This is a genomic window from Xanthobacter luteus, from assembly GCF_040049235.1.
Classification (GTDB): Bacteria; Pseudomonadota; Alphaproteobacteria; order Rhizobiales; family Xanthobacteraceae; genus Xanthobacter.
This window is the reverse complement of the sequence record NZ_JBDZDO010000002.1, coordinates 328019-348970: the sequence shown is the minus strand read 5'-3', so window position 1 is coordinate 348970 and position 20952 is coordinate 328019. Positions and strand designations below refer to the sequence as shown.

Here is a 20952-nt window from a genome sequence, read left to right as displayed (position 1 = left end):
ATATGCTAATATATTAGTATCGAAGCATCCGCAAGAGCCGCCCGCCGCGCTTCGGCCCGGTCCGGCCCGCGGGCGCGGCGCGAGGACGCCGCGACAGGCGGTGCACAGGAGGGGCGAGGCGCCGTGGACGTGACGCGCAAGGTTTCTGCGAAGGGCGCTTCCGGACGGGCCGAGAACGTCCGCGCCATCCCCGCCTCGGCGCGCATCCACGAGGCGCTGCGCGAGCAGATCATCGCCATGGCGCTCACCCCCGGCGCCGCGCTCCAGGAAAAGCAGATCGCCCTCGCCTACGGGGTCTCCCGCACGCCGGTGCGCGAGGCGATCCTGAAGCTCGCCGACGAGCGGCTGGTGGACATCTTCCCCCAGTACGGCACCTTCGTCTCGCGCATCTCGGTGCCCTCGGTGCGCGACGCCATGGTGATCCGCCAATCGCTGGAGCGCACCGCCGTGCGCGAGGCGGCGCTCAAGGTCGCGGGCACGCCCGAGAAGGCGCGCAAGGCGCTGCTCGCCGATCTGCGCGAGCTGGTGGCGCGCCAGCGCAGCGCCCACCGGGCCGGCGACCTCGCCGCCTTCCACGCCGCCGACGAGGCCTTCCACCAGGCCATCGCCGAGCTGGCGGGGCACCCCAACATCTGGCGCGTGATCCGGCAGGAGAAGGCGCATGTGGACCGCTGCCGGCTGCTCACTCTGCCTGCGGTCGATCGGCGCGCCAGCGTGATCGCCGAGCACGCCGCCATCCTCGAGGCGATCGCCGCCGGCGAGGCCGACGCCGCCGAGGCGGCGGTCGCGGCCCATCTCGGCCGGGTGATCCCGAGCGTCGCCGGGCTGGTCGAGACCTATCCGGACTATTTCGCCGAGACCGAAATTCTCGCCGACGCGGCGGGCGATCCGCCCGCCCCCCGCATCAGGACCCTTTGAGAATGCTCAATCATCCCGACCGCCTGCTGCCGGCCGATCCCAATGTCCGTGCCGTGGCGCGGCGCCTGCTGGGCGAGGTCGAGGGGCTTCCCATCGTCTCGCCGCATGGTCACACCGACCCGAGATGGTATGCGGAAAATGCCCCTTTTCCCGATCCCGCCCGGCTGTTCGTGGTGCCCGACCACTATGTCTTCCGCATGCTCTTTAGCCAGGGCGTGCCGCTCGAGGCGCTCGGCGTGCCGCGCCGGGACGGCGGCGCGAGCGAGCAGGACGGGCGCGCCATCTTCCGTCTGTTCGCGGCCCATTATCACCTGTTTCGCGGCACCCCGACGCGCCTGTGGCTCGACCATGCCTTCGCAACCCTGTTCGGGCTCACGCAGCGGCTCGGCCCCGCCAATGCGGACACCTATTACGATACCATCGCCGCGCACCTCGCCCGCGACGATTTCCGCCCGCGCGCTCTGTTCGAGCGATTCAACATCGAGGTGATCGCCACCACCGAGAGCCCGCTCGACGACCTCAAATGGCACGCCATGATCCGCCAATCGGGATGGGGCGGGCGCGTCGTCACCGCCTACCGGCCGGACCCGGTGGTCGACCCGCAGTTCGAGGGCTTCCGCGACAACCTCGCCCGGCTCGGCGCGCTGACCGGCGAGGACACCTTCTCCTATCGGGGCTACCTCGACGCCCACCGCAAGCGCCGGGCCTTCTTCAAGAGCTTCGGCGCCACCTCCACCGACCACGGCCACCCCACCGCCGCCACCTTCGACCTTCCCCCCAGCGAGGCGGAGGCGCTGTTCCGGCGCGTCACCGGCAACGGCTTGGTGTCGGCGCAGGACGCCGAGCTGTTCCGCGGCCAGATGCTCACCGAGATGGCGGCCATGAGCCGCGACGACGGCCTGGTGCTGCAGATCCATCCGGGCGCGCTGCGCAACCACAACGGCGCCATCTTCGCCCGCCACGGCCGCGACATGGGGGCGGACGTGCCGACCGCCACCGATTACGTGCGCGCGCTGCGCCCGCTGCTGGAGCGCTTCGGCAACGACAAGGACCTCACCGTCATCCTGTTCACGCTGGACGAGACCGCCTATGCCCGCGAGCTCGCGCCCCTCGCCGGGCACTATCCGGCGCTCCGACTCGGGCCGGCCTGGTGGTTCCACGACAGCCCGGAGGGCATGCGGCGGTTCCGCGAGATGACCACGGAGACCGCCGGCTTCTACAACACCGTCGGCTTCAACGACGACACCCGCGCCTTCCCCTCCATCCCGGCCCGGCACGACGTGGCCCGGCGCATCGATTGCGGCTTCCTCGCGAAGCTCGTCTGCGAGCACCGGCTCGACGAGGACGAGGCAGTGGAGGTGGCGCGGGAGCTGGCCTACGGGCTCGCGAAGCGGGCCTACAAGCTGTGAGCGGCGGCGGTCCACACGGTGGCGACACCCCCACCCCTGCCCCGCCCCACCCGGGGGAGGGGTTCGCGTCGGGGCAAAGGGAAAGGCCGGCGCGCCTGTCGCTGGAGACGCTCGGCAGCCGGCCCGCCGCCGTGGCGCGGCCGGGCTATGACGTGGCGGCGGCCGAGGTGGGCGTGGTGCATCTGGGCGTCGGCGCCTTCCACCGGGCGCACCAGGCGGTCTATCTCGACGAGGTGATGGCGCGGGGCGCCAAAGGCTGGGCCATCGCCGGCGCGAGCCTCAGGGCGCCCGACACGTTCGACGCGCTCGCCCCGCAGGACGGCCTCTACACCCTCGCCGTGCGCTCGGGCGCGGGCGACGCGCTGCGTGTGGTGGGATCGCTGCGCCGGCTCCTGGTCGCCCCGCGCGACCCCGAGGCGCTGCTGACGACGATGTGCGACCCCAAGGTGCGCATCGTCACCCTCACCGTGACCGAGAAGGGCTATTGCCACGACCCGGCGAGCGGCACCCTCGACGCGGCGCATCCCGACATCCGCGCGGACCTTGCGAGCCCCCTTCGCCCGAGGAGCGCGCCTGGCTTCCTGGTGGAGGCGCTCGCCCGCCGCCGCGCCGCCGGCACCCGCCCCTTCACCGTCCTGTGCTGCGACAACCTGCCGGCGAACGGCGAAACCGTGGCGCGCGTCACCGCCCGCCTCGCGGCGCTGCGCGACCCGGACCTCGGACGGTTCGTAGCCGGCGAGGTGGCCTTCCCCTCCACCATGGTGGACCGCATCGTGCCCGCCACCACCGACGCCGACCGCGCCTTGGTGGCCGGCGCGCTCGGCGTCGCCGACGCCTGGCCGGTGATGGCCGAGCCGTTCAGCCAGTGGGTGATCGAGGACCGCTTCCCCGCGGGCCGCCCGCCGCTGGAGGAGGTGGGCGCGCAGATGGTGGCGGACGTCGCCCCCTACGAGCACATGAAGCTGCGGCTGCTCAACGGCGCCCATTCCACCCTGGCCTATCTCGGTTTTCTCGCCGGGCACGAACATATCGCCGACGCGATGGCGGACCCGCCGTTCGCCCGCCTCGTCGAGCGCCTGCAGGACGAGGAGATCACCCCCACCCTGACAGTGCCGCCGGGCGCCGACATCGAGGGCTACAAGCGCGCGCTGCGGGAACGCTTCCGCAATCCGGCGCTCCGGCACCGCACCTGGCAGATCGCCATGGACGGCTCGCAGAAGCTGCCCCAGCGCCTCATCGCCACCGCGCGCGACCGGCTGGCGGCGGACGCGTCCATCGACTTCCTCGCTTTGGCCATCGCCGGCTGGATGCGCTATGTCGCCGGCCGCGACGAGCAGGGCGGCGCCATCGACGTGCGCGACCCGCTCGCGGCCAAGCTGCGCGCGCGCGCCGACGAGGCCGGGCTCGCCGCCGACCGGCTCGCCCCCGCTCTGCTCGCGGTGCGCGAGGTGTTCGGGGCGGACCTGCCCGCCGATCCGCGCTTTTCCGGCGCCGTCACCGCCGCGCTCGACGACCTTCTGCGCGGCGGCGCCGCCGGCGCCGTCGGCCGCCTGGTCACCCGCTGAGCCGGCCCAAGCCCCGCTGCCGGGCGCGGGGGCGGCTCAGTTGCCGCCGTCGTTGTCCGCCTCGTCGCAGGTGTAGCCGATGAAGCAGCGCGGATTGTCGTCGGTGGGCACCCAGGCGGGGGAGCCCACCTGGTCCTCCTGGCACAGCGACTGGTCGCGCACATAGCGCTGGGCGTTGCCGCCGCCGGTGGGGATCAGCACGAAGCCGTTGCGCTGCACCATGGCGGCGAGCGGGCCGCAGGTGGCGGGCGGCACCGGGATCGCCATGTAGCCGGAGGGCGGCGCGCCGCCATAGATCGCCGTGCCGTCCGGCGGCACCGGCACGCCTTGCGCGCCGAGGTCCGGCGGCGGCATGAGCGCATCCTGCGCCAGCGCCGCGGCCGGCATGATGAGCGCGGCCGCCAGAATGATCGAACGCATGGTCCCCTCCCCGTGAGCGGCCCCATTTAGAGCGCGATGCGACCGGAGGGAAGCGCCTGCTGCTCCCGGCGGTCGTCCTTGCCGTCGCGATCGATGACGCGGCAGGATGTCCGCGGCCGTGACGATCCGGCTCCGCCCATGGCGGGCGCGGCCGCGCGCGCCGCGGCGTCGCCGTCGCCGGGGGGCGGCGCTAGCTCGCAGCCGCCATTCCGCCGGCGCGCCGCACGCGGTACGCCTCGGGCAGTTCGACCACCTCCTCCACCGGCTTGCCGCGATAGCGCAGCAGCAGCGGCACGGTGAGCGTCATGGGATGGCTGACGCCGTGCTCCCACAGCCCGTCCTCGCCCCAGCAGTCGCCGTGGTCGGCGCACACCAGCACCGTTGCGTCGGCGAAGCGCGCGAGCAGCGGCGCCAGCACGTCGTCCACATATTCGAGGCACTGGCGCTGGCGCGCGCGGCACTCGGCGGCACGGTCCACGCTCTGGAACGGCACGCAGGGATTGTCCGCGGCCGGCCACGGCGCGCCCTCGAAATGGTAGGGCACATGGGTCTCGCCCACATTGATGAACACGAACGCGTCGTCGCGCCGCCGCCGGGCGAGGGAGGTCTCGACGAATTCGAGCTGGTGGCGCACCCCCTTCTCGCCGGTGAAGCGGAAATGCTTGAAATTGCGCGTCAGTCGGGCTGAGACGAGGCTTGAGGAATCGAACCATCCCGCCGCCCCGGTCCCCACCGTGTGGTAGCCCGCTTTGCGAAAGCCGGCGATGATGTCGTCGCCCTCCACCAGGAAGCCCGGCGTGGCGCGCCCGGCATGGCCGGCCCGGCCGAGCCTGAACAGGCGTGCGAACTTGGGGTTCAGGAACGGCACCGCCAGTTCGGCGATGCCGGGCGTGAAGCCGGTGAACATGGCGGCATGGGAGGCATAGGTGAAATGCGAGGGCGCCTGCGCCTTGAACAGCGCGGAGACGGCGTCGATGGCCGGCGTGCGGGCGGCGGCATAGGTGTCGTAGCGGCAGGAATCTAGGGTGACGAACAGCACGCTGTCCGGTGTGATGCCACGCCGGGCGGAGAACATTTCCGATGGCCTCCCATCGCCAGTGCCGCCTGATCCTTTCCATCTGACTGACTATGCGGCATGCCGCAAGGACAAATGTGCGCCCTGAACTATTCCGCGACGGTATCCAAAGCGTCACAGGCTCGGATTCTGCCCGCCGTCCACCCGGATCATCGAGCCGGTGATGTAGGAGGCGCGCGCTGGCGAGGAAGCACACCGCGTCGCCCAAATCCTGTCGCCCGCCGGGGGCGAGGCCTTTCGCGGGCGGTCCGACACCCCCACCCCTGCCCCTCCCCACAAAAGGGAGGGGTGGCAAATCGGGCGGCGGCAGTTCAGAGCCAGCCGGCGGCGGCGGGCGACGGACGCGACCTATGACGCGAGGCGGCGCCCCTCCCCCTTGCGGAGAGGGGCGGGGGGCGGGGGGGCGCGCGGCTACCGGGCGTCGGCTCCGACTCACCCCTGCTCCGGACGAAGGGGAGACGCGCTCCGCCACCATCCGGGGGGGGCCAATCGTCGGCCCTGCCCGTTATCCCCGCTGTTCCCACCCAATCAGAAACAGGACCTGGGGAAAGCCACCCGGCGCGCCGGTGAACACCGCTTCGCTCTGGAGATCGCGTCCCACCATCTGCTACATCATGGGCTCAACAGCGGAGGGCCCCATGCTCGACCTTCCCGCCCGCCAAGGCGACATCGCACAGACCTACCGCCAGGCGCCCCACAACGTGGAGGCGGAACAGGCGCTGCTGGGCGCCGTCCTGGTGAACAACGAGGCCTTCTACCGGGTCTCCGATTTCCTCGAGCCGCGCCACTTCTACGAGCCGATCCACGCCAAGGTGTTCGAGCTCTCGGGGGCGCTGATCCGCGCCGGCAAGCTCGCCACCCCGGTGACGCTGAAGACCTTCCTGCCCGCCGACCTCGACGTCGCCGGCCTCACCGGACCGCAATACCTCGCCCGCCTCGCGGCGGAGGCGACCACCATCATCAATGCCGAGGATTACGGGCGCACCATCTACGACCTCTCGGTGCGGCGCGATCTGATCCGCATCGGCGAGGAGATCGTCAACGAGGCCTATGACGCCCCGGTCGACGCCACCCCCCAGCACCAGATCGAGGAGGCCGAGAAGCGGCTTTACGAGATCGCCGAGACCGGGCGCTACGACGGCGGCTTCCAGCGCTTCGGCGAGGCGCTGCGCGAGGCGGTGGACATGGCCTCCAAGGCGTTCCAGCGCGACGGGCACCTGTCCGGCATCGCCATGGGGCTCGACGACCTCGACCACCAGATGGGCGGGCTCCAGCCCTCCGACCTCGTGATCCTCGCCGGCCGCCCCGGCATGGGCAAGACCGCGCTCGCCACCAACATCGCCTTCAACATCGCCGCCGCCTATCGCGGCGAGACCCGGCCGGACGGCGCCACCGAGACGCTGTCGGGCGGCATCGTCGGCTTCTTCTCGCTGGAAATGAGCGCCGAGCAGCTCGCCACCCGCATCCTCGCCGAGCAGGCCGAGATCCCGTCCTACAAGATCCGCCGCGGCGACATCTCGGAGGCCGAGTTCTCCAAGCTCGCCGCCGCCGCCCAGACCATGCAGGTGATCCCGCTCTATATCGACGACACCGGCGGCATCTCCATCGCCCAATTGGTGGCCCGGGCGCGGCGGCTGAAGCGCCAGCGCGGGCTCGACTTCATGGTGGTGGACTATCTCCAGCTGCTCTCCGGCTCCTCCAAGAGCTCGTCCCAGGGCCGGGTGCAGGAGATCACCGAGATCACCACCGGCCTCAAGGCGCTGGCCAAGGAGCTGAACGTGCCGATCATGGCGCTGTCCCAGCTCTCGCGCCAGGTGGAGAGCCGGGACGACAAGAGGCCGCAGCTCTCCGACCTTCGTGAATCCGGCTCGATCGAGCAGGATGCGGACGTGGTCATGTTCGTGTTCCGCGAGGAGTATTACCTTAAGAACAAGGAACCGAAGCAGGGCTCCGAGGAGTGGTTCAAGTGGGAGATCGAGATGAAGGCGGCCGAAAACATGGCCGAGGTCATCATCGGCAAGCAGCGCCACGGCCCGACCGGGACCGTGAAGGTGCATTTCGAGCCCCAGTTCACCCGCTTCTCGAACCTGGCGCGGGAGGACCGCCTGCCGGAGCACCGGTGAGCGGGCCCGCCCCCACCCCGGAGGAGGCGGCCGCGCGCGCGGACGCGCTGCGCCGCGCCAGCGCGGTGCTGACGATCGACCTTGCCGCCATCGTCGAGAATTGGCGCACGCTGTCCGCCCTCGCCGCCCCGGCGGAATGCGCCGCGGTGGTGAAGGCCGACGCCTATGGCCTCGGCGTCGAGCGCGTCGCCCCGGCGCTGTGGCGCGCCGGCGCGCTCACCTTCTTCGTCGCCCATCTCAACGAGGGCACGCGCCTGCGCGCGCTGCTGCCGGACGCCGTCATCTACGTGCTCAACGGCCTGATGCCCGGCACCGCGCAAGCGCTCGCGGCCGACCGGCTGCGCCCGGTGCTCGGCTCGGTGCCGGAAATCTCCGACTGGAGCGACTTCTGCCGCGCCGAGGGCAAGCGCCATCCGGCGGCGATCCACGTGGACACCGGCATGGAGCGGCTCGGCCTCGCGCTGGAGGACGCGGTGCGGCTGTCGGACAACCGGCGCCTGCTGGGCTTCGAACCGAGCCTTCTGATGAGCCATCTCGCCTGCGCCGACACGCCGGGCCACCCGCTCACCGGCCGGCAGTTGAAGATCTTCACCGACGTGGCGCGCCGCTTCCCGGGCATCAAGGCCTCGCTCGCCAATTCCGCCGGCACGCTCTGCGGCCGCGACTTCCGCTTCGACCTCGTGCGGCCGGGCATCTTCCTTTATGGCGGCGTCGCGGTCTCCGGCGTACCGCCCTTGAAGAGCGTGGTGCGGCTCGATGCCCGCGTGCTCCAGGTGCGCGACGTGGAGCGCGGCGCCACTGTCGGCTACGGCGCGGCCGAGCGCGTGAAGCGCCGCAGCCGCATCGCCACCGTCGCCCTCGGCTATGCGGACGGCCTGTTCCGCGCCGCCGGCTCCACCGACGCCCGCAAGGGCGCGCAGGCCATCGTCGCCGGCACCCGCTGCCCGCTGGTGGGCCGCGTCTCCATGGACCTCGCCACGCTGGACGTCACCGATCTGCCCGCCGGCGCGGTCGAGCGCGGCGCCATGGCCACCTTCCTCGGCGAAGGCATCGGCATCGACGAGCTCGCCGCCAAGGCCGGGACCATCGGCTACGAGGTGCTGACCGCGCTCGGCGCGCGTCACCTGCGCCGCTACCTGGGCGAATGACCCTGCCGGAAGACGTCCACAGGAAATTAACCTCTCATTAACAGAAAGGATTCGATCTTCGAGTGCTTTCGGGGCAGTCACCCGCGACTTCCCGCTCGACCGTGGAATCCGGTCGTGTCTATGCTACCGGCGGATGCGGGGGAGGTCATGGTGATTCGATTCGCACTGTCCCAAGAACAATTGGCCTTGGTCGATCGCCTGATCGCATCGGGACGCTACGAGGCGCAGGAGAGCGTGATCGGCGCCGCCCTCACGCTGCTGGAAATGCGCGAACGCGAGCGGCTCGATCAGCTGACCGCATTGCACGATGCGCTGATCGCCGAGGACGACTGCGCCGCGGACGGTGACGGCGGCGCGGACGTGGCCGGCCCCTGCGACACCGATCTGCTCGACGAGATCGAGCGCCTGATCGCCGCCCATCCGCGCGCGGCCGCCCTCAAGCAAGCCTGCTGATCCCGGCGCGCCGATCCCGTCCGCCGATTCCCACCGGCCGGCACCGGCTCAGGCGTCGTCGCCCTGGTCGAACAGCGGCAGCGCCGCGCCATCGCGCGCCGGCGCCTCCGGTTCCGGCAAACCGAGATGGCGGAAGGCGAGCGCGGTGAGCATCCGCCCGCGCGGGGTGCGCTGGATGAACCCCTTCTGCACCAGAAACGGCTCGACGATCTCCTCGATGGCGTCGCGCGGCTCCGACAGCGCCGCCGCGAGCGTGTCCACGCCCACCGGGCCGCCGGCATAGAATTCGGCGATCACCGTCAGATAGCGCCGGTCCATGGCGTCGAGCCCGGCCGCGTCCACCTCCAGCGCCAGCAGCGCCCGGTCGGCGACGGCGCGGTCGATGGCCTCGGCCTCCGCCACCAGCGCGAAATCGCGCACCCGGCGCAGCAGCCGCCCGGCGATGCGCGGCGTGCCGCGGGCGCGGCGGGCGATCTCGGTGGCGCCCTCCGGCACGATGGGAATGCCCAGGACCCGCGCGCCGCGGGTGACGATGAATTCCAGCTCCTCCACGGTGTAGAAGCCGAGCCGCACGGGAATGCCGAAGCGGTCGCGCAGCGGCGTCGTGAGCAGGCCCGAGCGCGTGGTGGCGCCCACCAGGGTGAACTTGGGCAGCGCGATCTTCACCGAGCGCGCCGCCGGCCCCTCGCCGATGACGAGGTCGAGCTCGTAATCCTCCATGGCCGGATAGAGGATTTCCTCCACCGCGGGGGAGAGACGGTGGATCTCGTCGATGAAGAGCACGTCGCGCTCTTCCAGATTGGTGAGGATGGCGGCCAGATCCCCGGCCTTGGCGATCACCGGGCCGGAGGTGGAGCGGAAGCCCACCCCCATCTCGCGCGCCATGATCTGGGCGAGCGTGGTCTTGCCGAGGCCGGGCGGGCCGACGAACAGCACGTGGTCGAGCGCCTCGCCGCGCGCCCGCGCCGCCTTGATGAACACTTCCAGATTGGCGCGCGCCTGCGCCTGGCCGGTGAAGTCGGCGAGATATTGCGGGCGCAGCGTCGCGTCGGCGTCGTCGCCGCGCTTCTCGCCGGAGATGAGGCGGGTGGTCATCGGCGCTTTCTCATCCGCGCGTTCTCATCTGGGCTTTCATGGACGCTGTCTTCGTCGGGCCGGCCCCGGCCCTTCCCTTCGCGACTCGTCGGGCCGGATGCTAGCGCCTCGGTGGACGAAGGGCCAATGCGGGGACGGGGCGGGTTCCAGCGCTGGCCGCTTGTCCGAACCTCCCCTCCCCCTTGCGGGGAGGGGCGCCGCGTTGCGCCCTCGTCGGCCCCGGCTCTGCCCCCCTCAGGCGGCGCGCGCCGCCAGAAGGCGCTCCAGCCGATTGCCGGCGGCCTTGTGGGCGAGGATCTGCAGCGCCTTCTCGACGATCACGCTCGCCGCCTCCACCGGCGGCAGGCCGCCGTCATAGATGTTGGAGATCACCGAATACTCATAGCGGACGGCCGGGTTGCCGGAGAATGCCGCGGCCCGCGCCCGGGTCTCCTCGTCGGCGATGCGGAAGGCGAGATAGGCGGACATGGAGCGCGAGGCGCGCGCGTCGCCGCCCGGCCGCTCGCCGATCAGCGTCACCACAAGCTTGGCCCGGAGCGCGTCGCCGATGGGCTCGGCGACCTTCACGCGGCCGAACGGCACCAGTGCCGGCACGCCGAGACTGACGCCGGAACGCTCCAGCCCGTCCATGAGCACCGGCACGAGGTCCGGCACATTGTGGTGCACCGCTTCCGCCGAGAGGCCGTCCGAGACGACGATCTGGACGTCGCGGTCCTCGGGCGAGAGGTGGGCGAGGTCGGCGGCGTCGAGGTCGGCGCCGATGTCGGGGTGGCTGAGGTGCGCCGCCCGGTCGTGCGCCCGCGAGGCGATGCGGCGGAACGCCATGCCGCCGAGCCGGGCCGGGTCGAGGTCGGCGTGGATCGCCTCCCGGGCGATGGCGAGGTTCGCCTTCACCGCCCGCGAGACCTTGTCCGCCGGGCGCGGGCCGGCGCTCTCGAAGCCGTGGGCGCCGGGCACGGTGCGCGCCAGGCGCTCGAACTCCATCTGCGAGGCGCAGAACAGGCGCGGGTCGCCCCAGTTCGGGCCGCGCACCACCTCCCCCTCCTCCTCGGCGAAGATGCCGCGCGCCAGCGCCCAGGCGAGGAATTCCGGCGCCGGCGTGAGGCCGTGGATCTCGCGCAAGGTCTGGTCGTCGTGGCCCGATGTGTCGAAATAAGCCAGCATCCGGTCGGTGGACAGATACACGTCCATGAAGAAGTTGGCGCCCGCCGCGGCGAGCAGGCCGGTCGCCACCTGCTGGCCCTCCATGGTGATCTCGGAGTGCAGCGTGTAGCAGGGCGCCATGCCCATGGGCAGGCCCATGAGCTTGCCCATGAAGTGGTCCTGCAGGTTGGAGACGATCATCTCGAAATTGTCGCGGTGGGTCTCCGGGCCGATGAAGCCGGTGACGTTGTTCACCATGAATGGGTCGTAGCGCCGCGCGAGGCCGTAGCAGAGAGCCTCGCAGGTGGCCATGTCGATGCCCTCGTGCTTGCCGTAGGTGAGCTCGGAGCCCTGGCCGGTCTCGAAATACATGAACTGGCAGCCGGGCCCGAGCGGCCCCTTGGCGGCCATGGCCGCGCAGGCCGCGTCCAAGAGCGCGACGGTGACGTCGAATTCCTGCGTGAGCGTGCGCTCGGTGCCGGCGAGCGACTGGAACATGATCTCCACCGGCGCGCCGGCCTCGAGCGCCGCGAGCTGGGTCTTGATGTGGGAGAGCACGCAGATCTGGGTCGGCGCGCCGGTTTCGCGGCGCAGCCGGTCGAGATGGGTGAGGATGGCTGTGACGTTGTCGAGCGTGTCCACCGCCGGGTTGAGGCCGATCAGCGCGTCGCCGGCGCCCATGGACAGGCCGGCATAGACCAGCGCGGTGACGCAGGACAGATCGTCCGTGGGGTGGTTCGGCTGGAGGCGCGAGGAGAGCGTTCCGGGCGCGCCCACCCGCGTGCGGGCGGCGGCGGCGCGCTTGGCCTTCTTCGCCACCAGCACCAGTTCGTGCACGTCCATGAGCTTGGCGAGCGCCGCCGCCATGACGCCGGTGAGGCCGAGCCCCAGGCGGCGCACCTGCGCGGGCCGCGCCTTCAGCAGCAGGTCCTTGAGCGCGCCGAGGGTGAGCGGCGCGATCTCGGCGAAGGCGGCGGCGTCGATCTGGTAGTTGACCCGCATCACCGCGTCGACGCGCCCGTCGGCGTCGGTCAGCGGGCGGTCGAACAGGTGCTGGAGCGTCAGCGAGGCCAAGAGCGTGCGCGCCGCCTCGCGCTCCACCTCGTCGCGCGCGGCGAGCCCGGCGAGGCGGTCGCCGGCCTTGGGATGGTCGGCGGCGCCGAGCAGCGCCTTCAGGCCGGTGAAGGAGAACCGCCGGTCGAGCAGCGTGACGGCGTAGGTCTCGTCCGGGCGCGGGGCGGGAACCTCGATCTCGGACAGCGGCGTGAGAGGGCGCATGATCAGGCTCCCGGGGCGTATTCGGCCGGCGTCAGTTGAGGCCGTAGAAGGAGATCGGCACCATGCCGCCGCGCGCTTTGCCGATGCGGGCGAACTGGGCCGGGCGCTCGGGGATCTCGTCGATCACCAAGAGCGGGGCCGGGGCGCGGCCGAAATCGGTGGCGTAGCCGCCGACCGCCTTGGCGGCGTTGTCGGCGAGCAGCAGCACCAGCGGGCGCGCCACATCGAGCGGTGCTGCGGCGAGCGCCTCGGCCACGCGCCCGCCGAGCGCCTTCACGGCGGCGGAGCGGGCAAGGCCCCCCGCCCCGCTCACCCTTATGCAGCCGCCGGCGCGGGTGCGCGCCACCAGCGCCAGCGCCGCGCTGAGCCGCGCGAGGTCCGCGTCGGCCGGCAGGCTGGCGACGATGGGCAGATCGCGCAGCGGCAGCGGCACGGCATCGCAGAGGTGCAGCGTGGCGCCCGACACCTCGGTGGAATGCAGCGTCAGCCCGCACACGGTGGCGCGCCCGCCATGCTCGGGCACGAGGCTAAGGTCGCGGGTGAGCCGCGCGCTGGCGAGGATCGCGCGGGCAAGGTCGATGCCGAGGTCGCCGAAGGCGGTGGTGGGCGGCAGGCCGGCGCCCGCGGCCGCGGCATAGATCAGCTCGCCCACCCCGCCGGAGAAGGTGACGGCGGCGTCCCGGCCGGGCGGCAGCGCCAGCGGCACGTCCACCAGCAGCGCCGCCGGCTCCGCGCGGAAGAAGGCCGCCTCCCCGTCCGCCAGCGCCTCCAAAGCGCGCACCAGGAAGCCGGTGACCGCCGCGACCTCGGCGGGCGCGAGCGCGTCCCCCACCCCGGCGGTGATGCCGAGATGGTCGAGCACCGCCTGGCCGCGCCGCGCGGCGAAGGCGAGCCGGTAGCCGCCCGGCTCGAAGCGCAGGTGCCGCGCGCCGATGAAGTGGCAGCCGGCGGCGATCACCTCGCCGGCCTGGCCGAGCGCGGCATTGGTGGTGCCGCCGCCGATGTCGAGATTGAGGATCGCCCGCTCGGGACAGGCGCGCGAGAGGCCGCCGCACGCGCCCATGAAGGCGAGCCAGGATTCGAGCGCCGGGTCGCGCGCGGTGGCGATGATCGCCGCGCCGAGCCGCGCCTCCACGAGGCTCGCCAGCGCCTGCGCGTTCGCGCCCTCGCTGGCGAGGCCGGTGACGATGGCGCCGCCGGAGAAGATCGCCTCCGGGTCGATGCCGCCTTCCGCCAGCCAGCGCTCCATGTGCAGTTCCAGGGCGCCGATGTCGATGTCGCCGCCGGCGCGGAACGGGGTGAACACCGGCGCCGAGCGGTAGACCACGCGCGGGCGGGCGAATTCCTGCCGCCCGGTTGCGCAGTTGAGCGCGATGCGGGCACGCGCGGCCATGGCGGAGGAGGTGGTGGAGCCGAAGTCGAAGCCCACCAGCATCACCTCCTCGCCTGCCGTGCCCGCATGAGCCACGCCGCCTCCCACGCCTCCGCTCCCCCTTCGGCCCGGCTAAGATTGCGCCGGACTCCAGAATGAGGATCGACCCCAGTATTCCCTCAGAGAAAATTAATTGCCATCAAATTTGCCGCCCGAGCGCAGCTTGCGGCGGCCGGGACGCTTCCTCGCAAGCGCCAGATGCCCCGCGGCAGCCTGTCGACGATCGAGATCGCACCTTTAATTCTGCTCCCATTGATTGTAGGATAGATTTCCTATATATTCGTCGCCGATCGTCAATCCAGGCGGAGCGCATCAGGTGTCGTACGAACGGGATCTCATCCGGCTGAGGGCGGACCATGCAGCGCTGGCGCTGGACGTCAGCATCCTGAAGCTCAGGCGGGCAATCAAGTATAATCCGGATCAGCCCCGCCTGCCCGCAGGAACTTCAGGCGGCGGCCGGTGGGCCGGGGTGCGAGGCGGAGCTTCGAAGCCCGGCGCAAGGCGGGTACCCGAAGGTATGCGCATTCGGGTCACGCAGGTCGAGATGGGGTCCTTGGTCACGCAGCTGGGCTGGGGTCGCGATATCCGGTGCGTATATAGGTTTGGTCACGGCGACGTGGTGGTACAGGGACCGATCCTCGGCGGGTGCCCGGCAATCGCGCCCTCTGCAGCCGTGGTTCACGGCCAGAAGCTCAACGACAACCGCAGAAGGTGAGTGGCGATGCCCGATCCGACCGACCTGACCGACCTGCCCATCCCCTCCATCAACTTCACGCTCACCGCGAACGCCCTGCGGGGATTTGAGGAGTATCGCGCTCTATTTGCCGAGTCGTTCCCGGACAACCCGCCCGAATTTCCTTCGATCGGCTGGGGCATCTACACCATGGATAACGGCATCGTCTTCGAAAATGTGATGGTCACTTTCTATCAGCAGGCCCAGGCCGACGAGGTTCGTCCCTACCTCAGGCGCGTTCAGGGCGTGGATCTGATCTATCTCATCTCGCCCGACTATCACCACAAGCTCGAAGGGGCGATCATCGACTACAGGACGGGCGAGGGCTTTTTCCTGCGCGACCCCGCAACCGGGGCGGAAAACCGGCTGCCGCAGGACGTGATCGACGACATTCGCGCCTTGCGCGCGGGGAGCGCTTCCGCCGAGGATTGATGTCCGATGTCGCTGCCGGCCCCTCACACCACGGCGGCGAGGCGCGGGCTCTCGTTGGAATTCGCCGCCCGCCCGTCCACCGGCAGGCGCACGATCACCGAGGTGCCGACCCCTTCGGTCGAGCGGATGCGCATGGCGCCGCCATGCAGCTCCACCAGGGATTTCGCGATCGCGAGGCCAAGGCCCGATCCCTTGTGGGTCTTGGTGAACTGGCTTTCCACCTGCTCGAACGGGCGGCCGATGCGGGCGATGGCGTCGCGGGCGATGCCGATGCCGGTGTCCTCGATGGCGATCACCGCGGCATTGCCGTTGATGCGCGCCTTCACCGCCACGCGCCCGCCCTCGGGGGTGAACTTCACCGCGTTGGAGAGCAGGTTCAGCAGCACCTGCTTCAGCGCCCGCCGGTCGCCGAGGATGGCGAGGCCCTCGCTCGCCTCCACCGTCATGGCGATGCCCTTCTCGTCGCCGTTCACCGCCGTGACGCGCATGGCGTCGGCGATGATCTCGTCGAGCCGCACCTCCTCGGCCTCGAGCTGCATGCGGCCGGCCTCGATCTTCGACATGTCGAGGATGTCGTTGATGACGTCCAGCAGATAGGTGCCGGAGCCTTTGATGTCGGAGCAGTATTCGGCGTACTTCTCCGAGCCCAGCGGCCCGAACATGCCGCTCTCCATGATCTCGGAGAAGCCGATGATGGCGTTGAGCGGGGTGCGCAATTCGTGCGACATGTTGGCGAGGAACTCGCTCTTGGCGCGGTTCGCGTCCTCCGCCTTGTTGCGCTCCTCGGAATATTTCTCGGCGAGTTCCGCGAGCTGCTGGGCCTGGTGCTCCAGCGTCTGCTGCGACTTCCTCAGGTCCGCCACCAGCGCCATCAGGCGCTTCTCGTTGTCCATGAGGCGCTCCTCGTGGCGCTTCATGGTGGTGATGTCGGTGCCCACCGAGACGTAGCCGCCATCCTTGGTGCGGCGCTCGGCGATCTTCAGCCAGCGGCCGTTGGAGAGCTGCGCCTCGAAGGCGCGCGAGCCTTCCTCGGGCTTGTCCTCGGGCTTCAGCGGGGTGCGGGTGACCGGGTGGCGCCCCACCGAGGCGATCACGTCGAACGGGGTGCCCGAGACGATGGTGTCGTCCGGCAGCTCGTGCAGGGTCTGGAACTTGGAATTGCACAGCACCAGCCGGTTCTGGCTGTCCCACAGCACGAACGCCTCCGAGATGCTCTCGATGGCGTCGCGCAGGCGCATGTCGGCGGTCACCGTGCGCTCGGCCATGCGCTGGGCCTCGGTCACGTCCATGGCGATGCCGATGAGGTGGGGGCCGTCCTCGCCGGGCTGCTGCACCACCTCGGCGCGCATCCGGAGCCACACGAAGTCGCCCTTGGCGGTGCGCATGCGGAACACACGGTCCACCGAGGCGCCGGGCCGGTCGGCCAGCTCCTGGGCCAGCTCGTAGAGGTCGCCGTCCTCGGGATGCACCAGGCGGGCGATCTCGCCGAACGAGATCAGCTCGTCCTTGCGCTCCAGGCCGAGGATCTCGAACATGGTGTCGGACCAGTACATGCGCCCGCGCGCCATGTCCCAGTCCCACATGCCGCAGCGCCCGCGGTTCAGCGCGGTGTCGATGCGCCGGCGCACGGTGTCGTAGATCAGGTCCGCCTCGCGCGCCCGCGTCGCCTGCCAGTGGAACGAGAAGCCGAGGATGAGCAGCACCATTCCCGTGGTGGCGAACAGCGTCACGGTGAGCGTGGTCGAATCCGACCAGACGGCGAGCGCCGCGTCGAGCGGCTGCACATAGATCACCTGCCCCAGCGGGGCCGGCAGGTTGCGCACGGTGGCGAGCGCGGTGCCGCCCTGGAACGGCACCTCCAGCACGCCGGCGCGCTCGGCGAACACCACCAGCGGCTGGGCGGGATCGAGCAATTGGGCAAGGTCGGCCGGCGGCGCCTCGATGCGCGGCGCAGCGGCGAGGATGCGCCCCTGCGGATCGGTGACGATGACGCGCCGTCCGGCGTCGGTGGCGCGCGGCGGCAGGCTCTCGGCCAGCGCGGCGGGCACCCGGGCGGGGGCGTTGCCGGCGCGGGCGGCGACGCCGTCGGCGGTGGCGAGGGCGAGCAAAGCGAGGTCGTCCTTGGCGCCGTCGATCACCGCCAGGCGATGGCTGTGCACCTGGACCACGGCGCCGATGCCGATGACCATGAGAAAGGTGATGATGAGGGCAGGCACGATCCGGCGCAGGACCGGCTCGGCATCGAGCAGGCGCTGGTAGGCTGGGCGCGCGATCGACCGTGCCAGGCCTCGGATGGCATGGTCGCGCGCGCCTACGCTCGCAGCGTTGGCGCGTGCCATCGCCGGTTCTCCTCCGGATTCCATTGGGGTTGCGGGGCGGCCTAAAGCCCCAGCGCCCCCTGCGTCCTCGATCTGGAGGGACGTGCCGCATCTCTCCGAATCGGACCCATTGGAATCGAATCGGGGGGCCTTTGTCCAGAGTCCGCGGGAGTCAAGGGTGAAAAAAGGCCGGGCGCCGCGGGCTTGCCCCGCCGCCCGCTGGACCCGGCGCCCGCCGGCCCTCGCGCGCCGGCCCCCCTCGCACTGGCGCGCGATGCGCCGCGCCCAAAAAACGGGCCGTCGCGCCGTTGACAGTTTTGTCTGACAATCTTAACGTCAATACATTCAACCTGTAGCCTCTTTCGGGGCTTCCGCTCCCGGTTTTCGCCGCGCTTCTCCCACAAGGGTTCCCCATGGCATCGCCGGACCGCCCCCGCACCGTCGCCGAGCTGTTCCAGCGCGCCCAGGCCGCGCTCGACGCGCCGGTGTGGGACTATCTGACCGGCGGCGCGGAATCCGAGACCAGCCTGTGCCGCAACCGCCTGGCGCTCGACGGCCATGCCTTCGTGCCGCGCGTGCTGCGCGACGTTTCGCGGATCGATGCCGGCGCCGATTTCCTCGGCGCGCCCATCGCGCTGCCGGCCTTCCTCGCGCCGGTGGGCTCGCTGCGCCTGTTCGATCCCGCCGCCGCCACCGCCTGCGCCCGCGCCGCGGCGGCGGCCCGCGTGCCGATGGTCATGAGCATCATGGCCCAGCCGACGCTGGAGGAGGTGCGCGCCGGCGCGCCGGACGCGATCCTCGTGCTCCAGCTCTACATGCGCGGCGGGCGCGACTGGCTCGCGGCGACCGTCGCCCGCGCCGAGGCGGCGCGCTGCGCCGCGCTCTGCCTCACCGTGGACGCCGCGGTCTATGGCCGGCGCGAGCGCGACCTCATCAACCGCTATTCCTCGGCCGCGGCGGTCGACCGCGCCAATCTCGGCGACCGCAAGGACGAGCAGATCGCCGCCGAGCAGGCGCAGCTCTCCTGGGACACGATCGCCTGGTTGAAGGCGCGCACGCGCCTGCCGCTGATCGTCAAGGGCGTGCTCAGCGCCGAGGATGCGCGGCTGTGCGTCGAGCACGGCGTCGACGTGGTCTATGCCTCCAACCATGGCGGGCGGCAGCTCGACCACGCGGTGGCCGCGCTCGACCAGCTCGGCGAGATCGCCGCCGCAATCGCGGGCCGCGCCCGCCTGTTCGTCGATGGCGGCGTCCTGCGCGGCACCGACATCGCCAAGGCGCGGGCGCTGGGCGCCGACCTCGTCGGCCTCGGCAAGGCCCAGGGCGCGGCGCTGGCGGCCGGCGGCGAGGCCGGCGTGGTGCGCCTGATCGAGATCCTCGGCGAGGAGCTGCGCACCGCGCTCGCGCTGCTCGGCTGCACCGGCCTCGGCCAGCTCGGGCCGCATCTGCTGCGCCAGGTGACCCCCGTCGGCCCGCCGACCGCTCTGTCCACCCTGCGCCTGGCCCCCGCGCCGGCCTGGCCCACCCCTTGCACCCCGGAAGAATCGAGAAAGACGCCCGCATGAAGGATATCGAACGCCCGAAGGTCACGCCCGCCAATGCCGCGGAATGGGGCAGCGACGTCGCCGCCCGCATGCTGCGCGAGCTGGACATCCCCTATATCTCGCTCAATCCGGGCGCGAGCTATCGCGGCTTCCACGACAGCCTCGTCAACCATCTCGGCAACGAGGCGCCACAGATGCTGCTGTGCCTCAACGAGGACCATGTGGTCTCCATCGCCCACGGCTACGCCAAGGTGACCGGCAAGGCGATGGCCTGCGTGCTGCACTCGAACGTCGGCCTGCTGCACGGCGCCATGGGCATCTTCAACGCCTGGTGCGACCGCGCGCCCATGATCGTGGTGGGCGCCACCGGCCCGGTCGCCCCGGAGAAGCGCCGGCCCTGGATCGACTGGATCCACACCGCCAAGGACCAGGGCGCGCTGCTGCGCGACTACATCAAGTGGGATGACGAGCCGCGCTCGCCCGAGGGCATCGTCGAGGCGTTCCTGCGCGGCAACCAGTTGACCAACTCCCAGCCCACCGCGCCGGTCTATATCTGCCTCGACGCCGGGCTCCAGGAGCAGAAGCTCGAGGCGCCCATGAGCGTGCCCTCGACCGCGCGCTACCAGCCGGCGGCGGCCCCGCGCGCCAATCCGGCGGACATCGAGACGGTGGCGCAGATGCTCGCCGCCGCCAAGAACCCGCTGATCCTGTTCGGCCGCGCCGGCCGCGACCAGGCCGCCTGGGATCGCCGGGTGCGCCTTGCCGAACTGTCCGGCGCCTCGGTGATGACCTCGATCCGCGAGCGCGCCGTGTTCCCCACCGACCACGGCCTCCACGTGGTGCCGCCCTTCTACTGGCTGAGCCCCACCGCCAAGGAGATCGTGCGCCAGGCGGACGTGATCGTCTCGTTCGACTGGGTGGACCTCAACGGCTTCCTGCTGCAGATGACCCGCGCGACCGAGAGCTATCCGGCGAAGATCGCCCACGTGACGCTCGACGCGGCGCTGCACCGGGGCTGGAGCATGGACTATTTCGCGCTGCCGCCGGTGGACGTGCCGATCGCCGCCGGACCCGACACGGTGGTCGAGGACGTGCTGGCGCTGCTGGAGCAGAAGCTCGCCGGCAAGGCCAAGTGGGACGGGACGAGCCGCAACACCTATCCGGCGCCCGCCTTCAGCGCCAACGCGCAGGCCGAGCTCGCCCCGCGCGACATCGAGGTCGCCCTCGCCAAGCTGCGCGAGACCGAGGCGGACGGGGCGGAGCGCTTCACCCTCGCCCACGTCACCATCGGCTGGGCCGGCGATGCCTACCACTTCCGTGACCCCGCCGACTTCATGGGCCATGACGGCGGCGCGGGCCTTGCCGCCGGCCCCGGCCTCACGGTGGGCGTCGCGCTGGCGCTGAAGGATGCCGGCCGCCCGGTGATCTCGGTGCTGGGCGACGGCGACTTCCTCCAGGGCGTCACCGCGCTGTGGACCGCCGCCCATTACGGCATCCCGGCGCTGTTCATCGTCTCCAACAACCGCTCCAACTTCAACGACGAGATCCACCAGGAGGCGGTCGCCAAGGCGCGCGCCCGCCCGGTGGAGAACCGCTGGATCGGCCAGCGCATGGACGAGCCGGTGGTGGACCTCGCCGGCATGGCGCGCTGCCAGGGCGTGGAGGCGGAAGGGCCGATCAAGACCCTCGCCGCGCTCGAGGCGGCGCTGAAGCGCGGTCTCGCCGCCGTGCGCGCCGGCAAGCCCTACCTGCTCGATGTCCATGTCACGCCGGGCTATGCCAACCCGCCGCTCTCGCGCGGCGCCTGACGATCCCTCCCCTTCCCCCGGCTGGTGCCGGGGGCCTCCCCCGAGGAGCAGGACTGCG

At 71.2% G+C, this 20952-nt stretch carries 15 protein-coding genes; 9 read left to right on the top strand and 6 right to left on the bottom strand.

Annotated features, from left to right (window positions below; genetic code table 11):
* Positions 1 to 123 precede the first annotated feature (123 nt).
* From ABLE88_RS10140 to ABLE88_RS10130, 3 genes are all read left to right on the top strand, one after another.
* Positions 124 to 918: a GntR family transcriptional regulator gene (locus tag ABLE88_RS10140; protein ID WP_348831428.1), complete on the top strand. Its 795-nt coding sequence runs from the start codon at positions 124 to 126 to the stop codon at positions 916 to 918.
* Between the two features lie 2 nt (positions 919 to 920).
* Positions 921 to 2327: a glucuronate isomerase gene (gene uxaC / locus ABLE88_RS10135; protein WP_348831427.1), complete on the top strand. Its 1407-nt coding sequence runs from the start codon at positions 921 to 923 to the stop codon at positions 2325 to 2327.
* 131 nt (positions 2328 to 2458) lie between these two features.
* Positions 2459 to 3892, top strand: coding sequence for a mannitol dehydrogenase family protein (locus ABLE88_RS10130; protein ID WP_348831426.1), 1434 nt, complete (start codon positions 2459 to 2461; stop codon positions 3890 to 3892).
* A 36-nt stretch (positions 3893 to 3928) separates the two neighbouring features.
* On the opposite strand, the gene ABLE88_RS10125 is transcribed toward ABLE88_RS10130, so the two are convergent.
* Positions 3929 to 4312, bottom strand: a complete 384-nt coding sequence (locus ABLE88_RS10125; protein ID WP_348831425.1) for a hypothetical protein — start codon at positions 4310 to 4312, stop codon at positions 3929 to 3931.
* 190 nt (positions 4313 to 4502) lie between these two features.
* Positions 4503 to 5387, bottom strand: a complete 885-nt coding sequence (locus tag ABLE88_RS10120) for a sulfatase-like hydrolase/transferase (protein ID WP_348831424.1) — start codon at positions 5385 to 5387, stop codon at positions 4503 to 4505.
* Between the two features lie 638 nt (positions 5388 to 6025).
* Here ABLE88_RS10120 and ABLE88_RS10115 point away from each other — a divergent pair.
* The 3 genes from ABLE88_RS10115 (at position 6026) to ABLE88_RS10105 (ending at position 9111) form a co-directional block, all read left to right on the top strand.
* Positions 6026 to 7510, top strand: a complete 1485-nt coding sequence (locus tag ABLE88_RS10115) for a replicative DNA helicase (protein WP_348831423.1) — start codon at positions 6026 to 6028, stop codon at positions 7508 to 7510.
* Positions 7507 to 8658: an alanine racemase gene (alr, locus tag ABLE88_RS10110; RefSeq protein ID WP_348831422.1), complete on the top strand. Its 1152-nt coding sequence runs from the start codon at positions 7507 to 7509 to the stop codon at positions 8656 to 8658. The genes ABLE88_RS10115 and alr overlap by 4 nt, the downstream gene beginning before the upstream one ends.
* 120 nt (positions 8659 to 8778) lie before the next feature.
* Positions 8779 to 9111, top strand: coding sequence for a type II toxin-antitoxin system ParD family antitoxin (locus ABLE88_RS10105; RefSeq protein WP_348831421.1), 333 nt, complete (start codon positions 8779 to 8781; stop codon positions 9109 to 9111).
* 48 nt (positions 9112 to 9159) lie between these two features.
* On the opposite strand, the gene ruvB is transcribed toward ABLE88_RS10105, so the two are convergent.
* From ruvB to ABLE88_RS10090, 3 genes are all read right to left on the bottom strand, one after another.
* Positions 9160 to 10206, bottom strand: coding sequence for a Holliday junction branch migration DNA helicase RuvB (ruvB, locus tag ABLE88_RS10100; protein ID WP_348831420.1), 1047 nt, complete (start codon positions 10204 to 10206; stop codon positions 9160 to 9162).
* A 234-nt stretch (positions 10207 to 10440) separates the two neighbouring features.
* A complete protein-coding gene (eutB, locus tag ABLE88_RS10095; protein ID WP_348831419.1) occupies positions 10441 to 12627 on the bottom strand; it encodes an ethanolamine ammonia-lyase subunit EutB in 2187 nt (728 codons plus the stop codon).
* Positions 12628 to 12658: 31 nt separating this feature from the next.
* The gene (locus ABLE88_RS10090; protein ID WP_348831418.1) at positions 12659 to 14095 is read right to left on the bottom strand and encodes an ethanolamine ammonia-lyase reactivating factor EutA; all 1437 of its coding nucleotides are present in this window, start codon (positions 14093 to 14095) and stop codon (positions 12659 to 12661) included.
* A gap of 685 nt (positions 14096 to 14780) precedes the next feature.
* Here ABLE88_RS10090 and ABLE88_RS10085 point away from each other — a divergent pair.
* Positions 14781 to 15224: a hypothetical protein gene (locus ABLE88_RS10085; RefSeq protein WP_348831417.1), complete on the top strand. Its 444-nt coding sequence runs from the start codon at positions 14781 to 14783 to the stop codon at positions 15222 to 15224.
* 23 nt (positions 15225 to 15247) lie between these two features.
* Here ABLE88_RS10085 and ABLE88_RS10080 read toward each other — a convergent pair whose 3' ends face one another.
* Positions 15248 to 17563 carry a sensor histidine kinase gene (locus tag ABLE88_RS10080; RefSeq protein WP_348831416.1) on the bottom strand — a complete coding sequence of 772 codons (2316 nt, stop codon included), beginning with the start codon at positions 17561 to 17563 and terminating at the stop codon, positions 15248 to 15250.
* Positions 17564 to 17955: 392 nt separating this feature from the next.
* Here ABLE88_RS10080 and ABLE88_RS10075 point away from each other — a divergent pair, with 392 nt between their 5' ends.
* Entirely contained in the window at positions 17956 to 19107 is a 1152-nt protein-coding gene (locus tag ABLE88_RS10075; protein WP_348831415.1) for an alpha-hydroxy acid oxidase, read from the top strand.
* Positions 19104 to 20894 (top strand): thiamine pyrophosphate-binding protein, encoded by a 1791-nt coding sequence (locus tag ABLE88_RS10070; protein WP_348831414.1) that lies wholly within the window; start codon positions 19104 to 19106, stop codon positions 20892 to 20894. Before ABLE88_RS10075 ends, ABLE88_RS10070 begins: the two co-directional genes overlap by 4 nt.
* Positions 20895 to 20952: the final 58 nt, after the last annotated feature.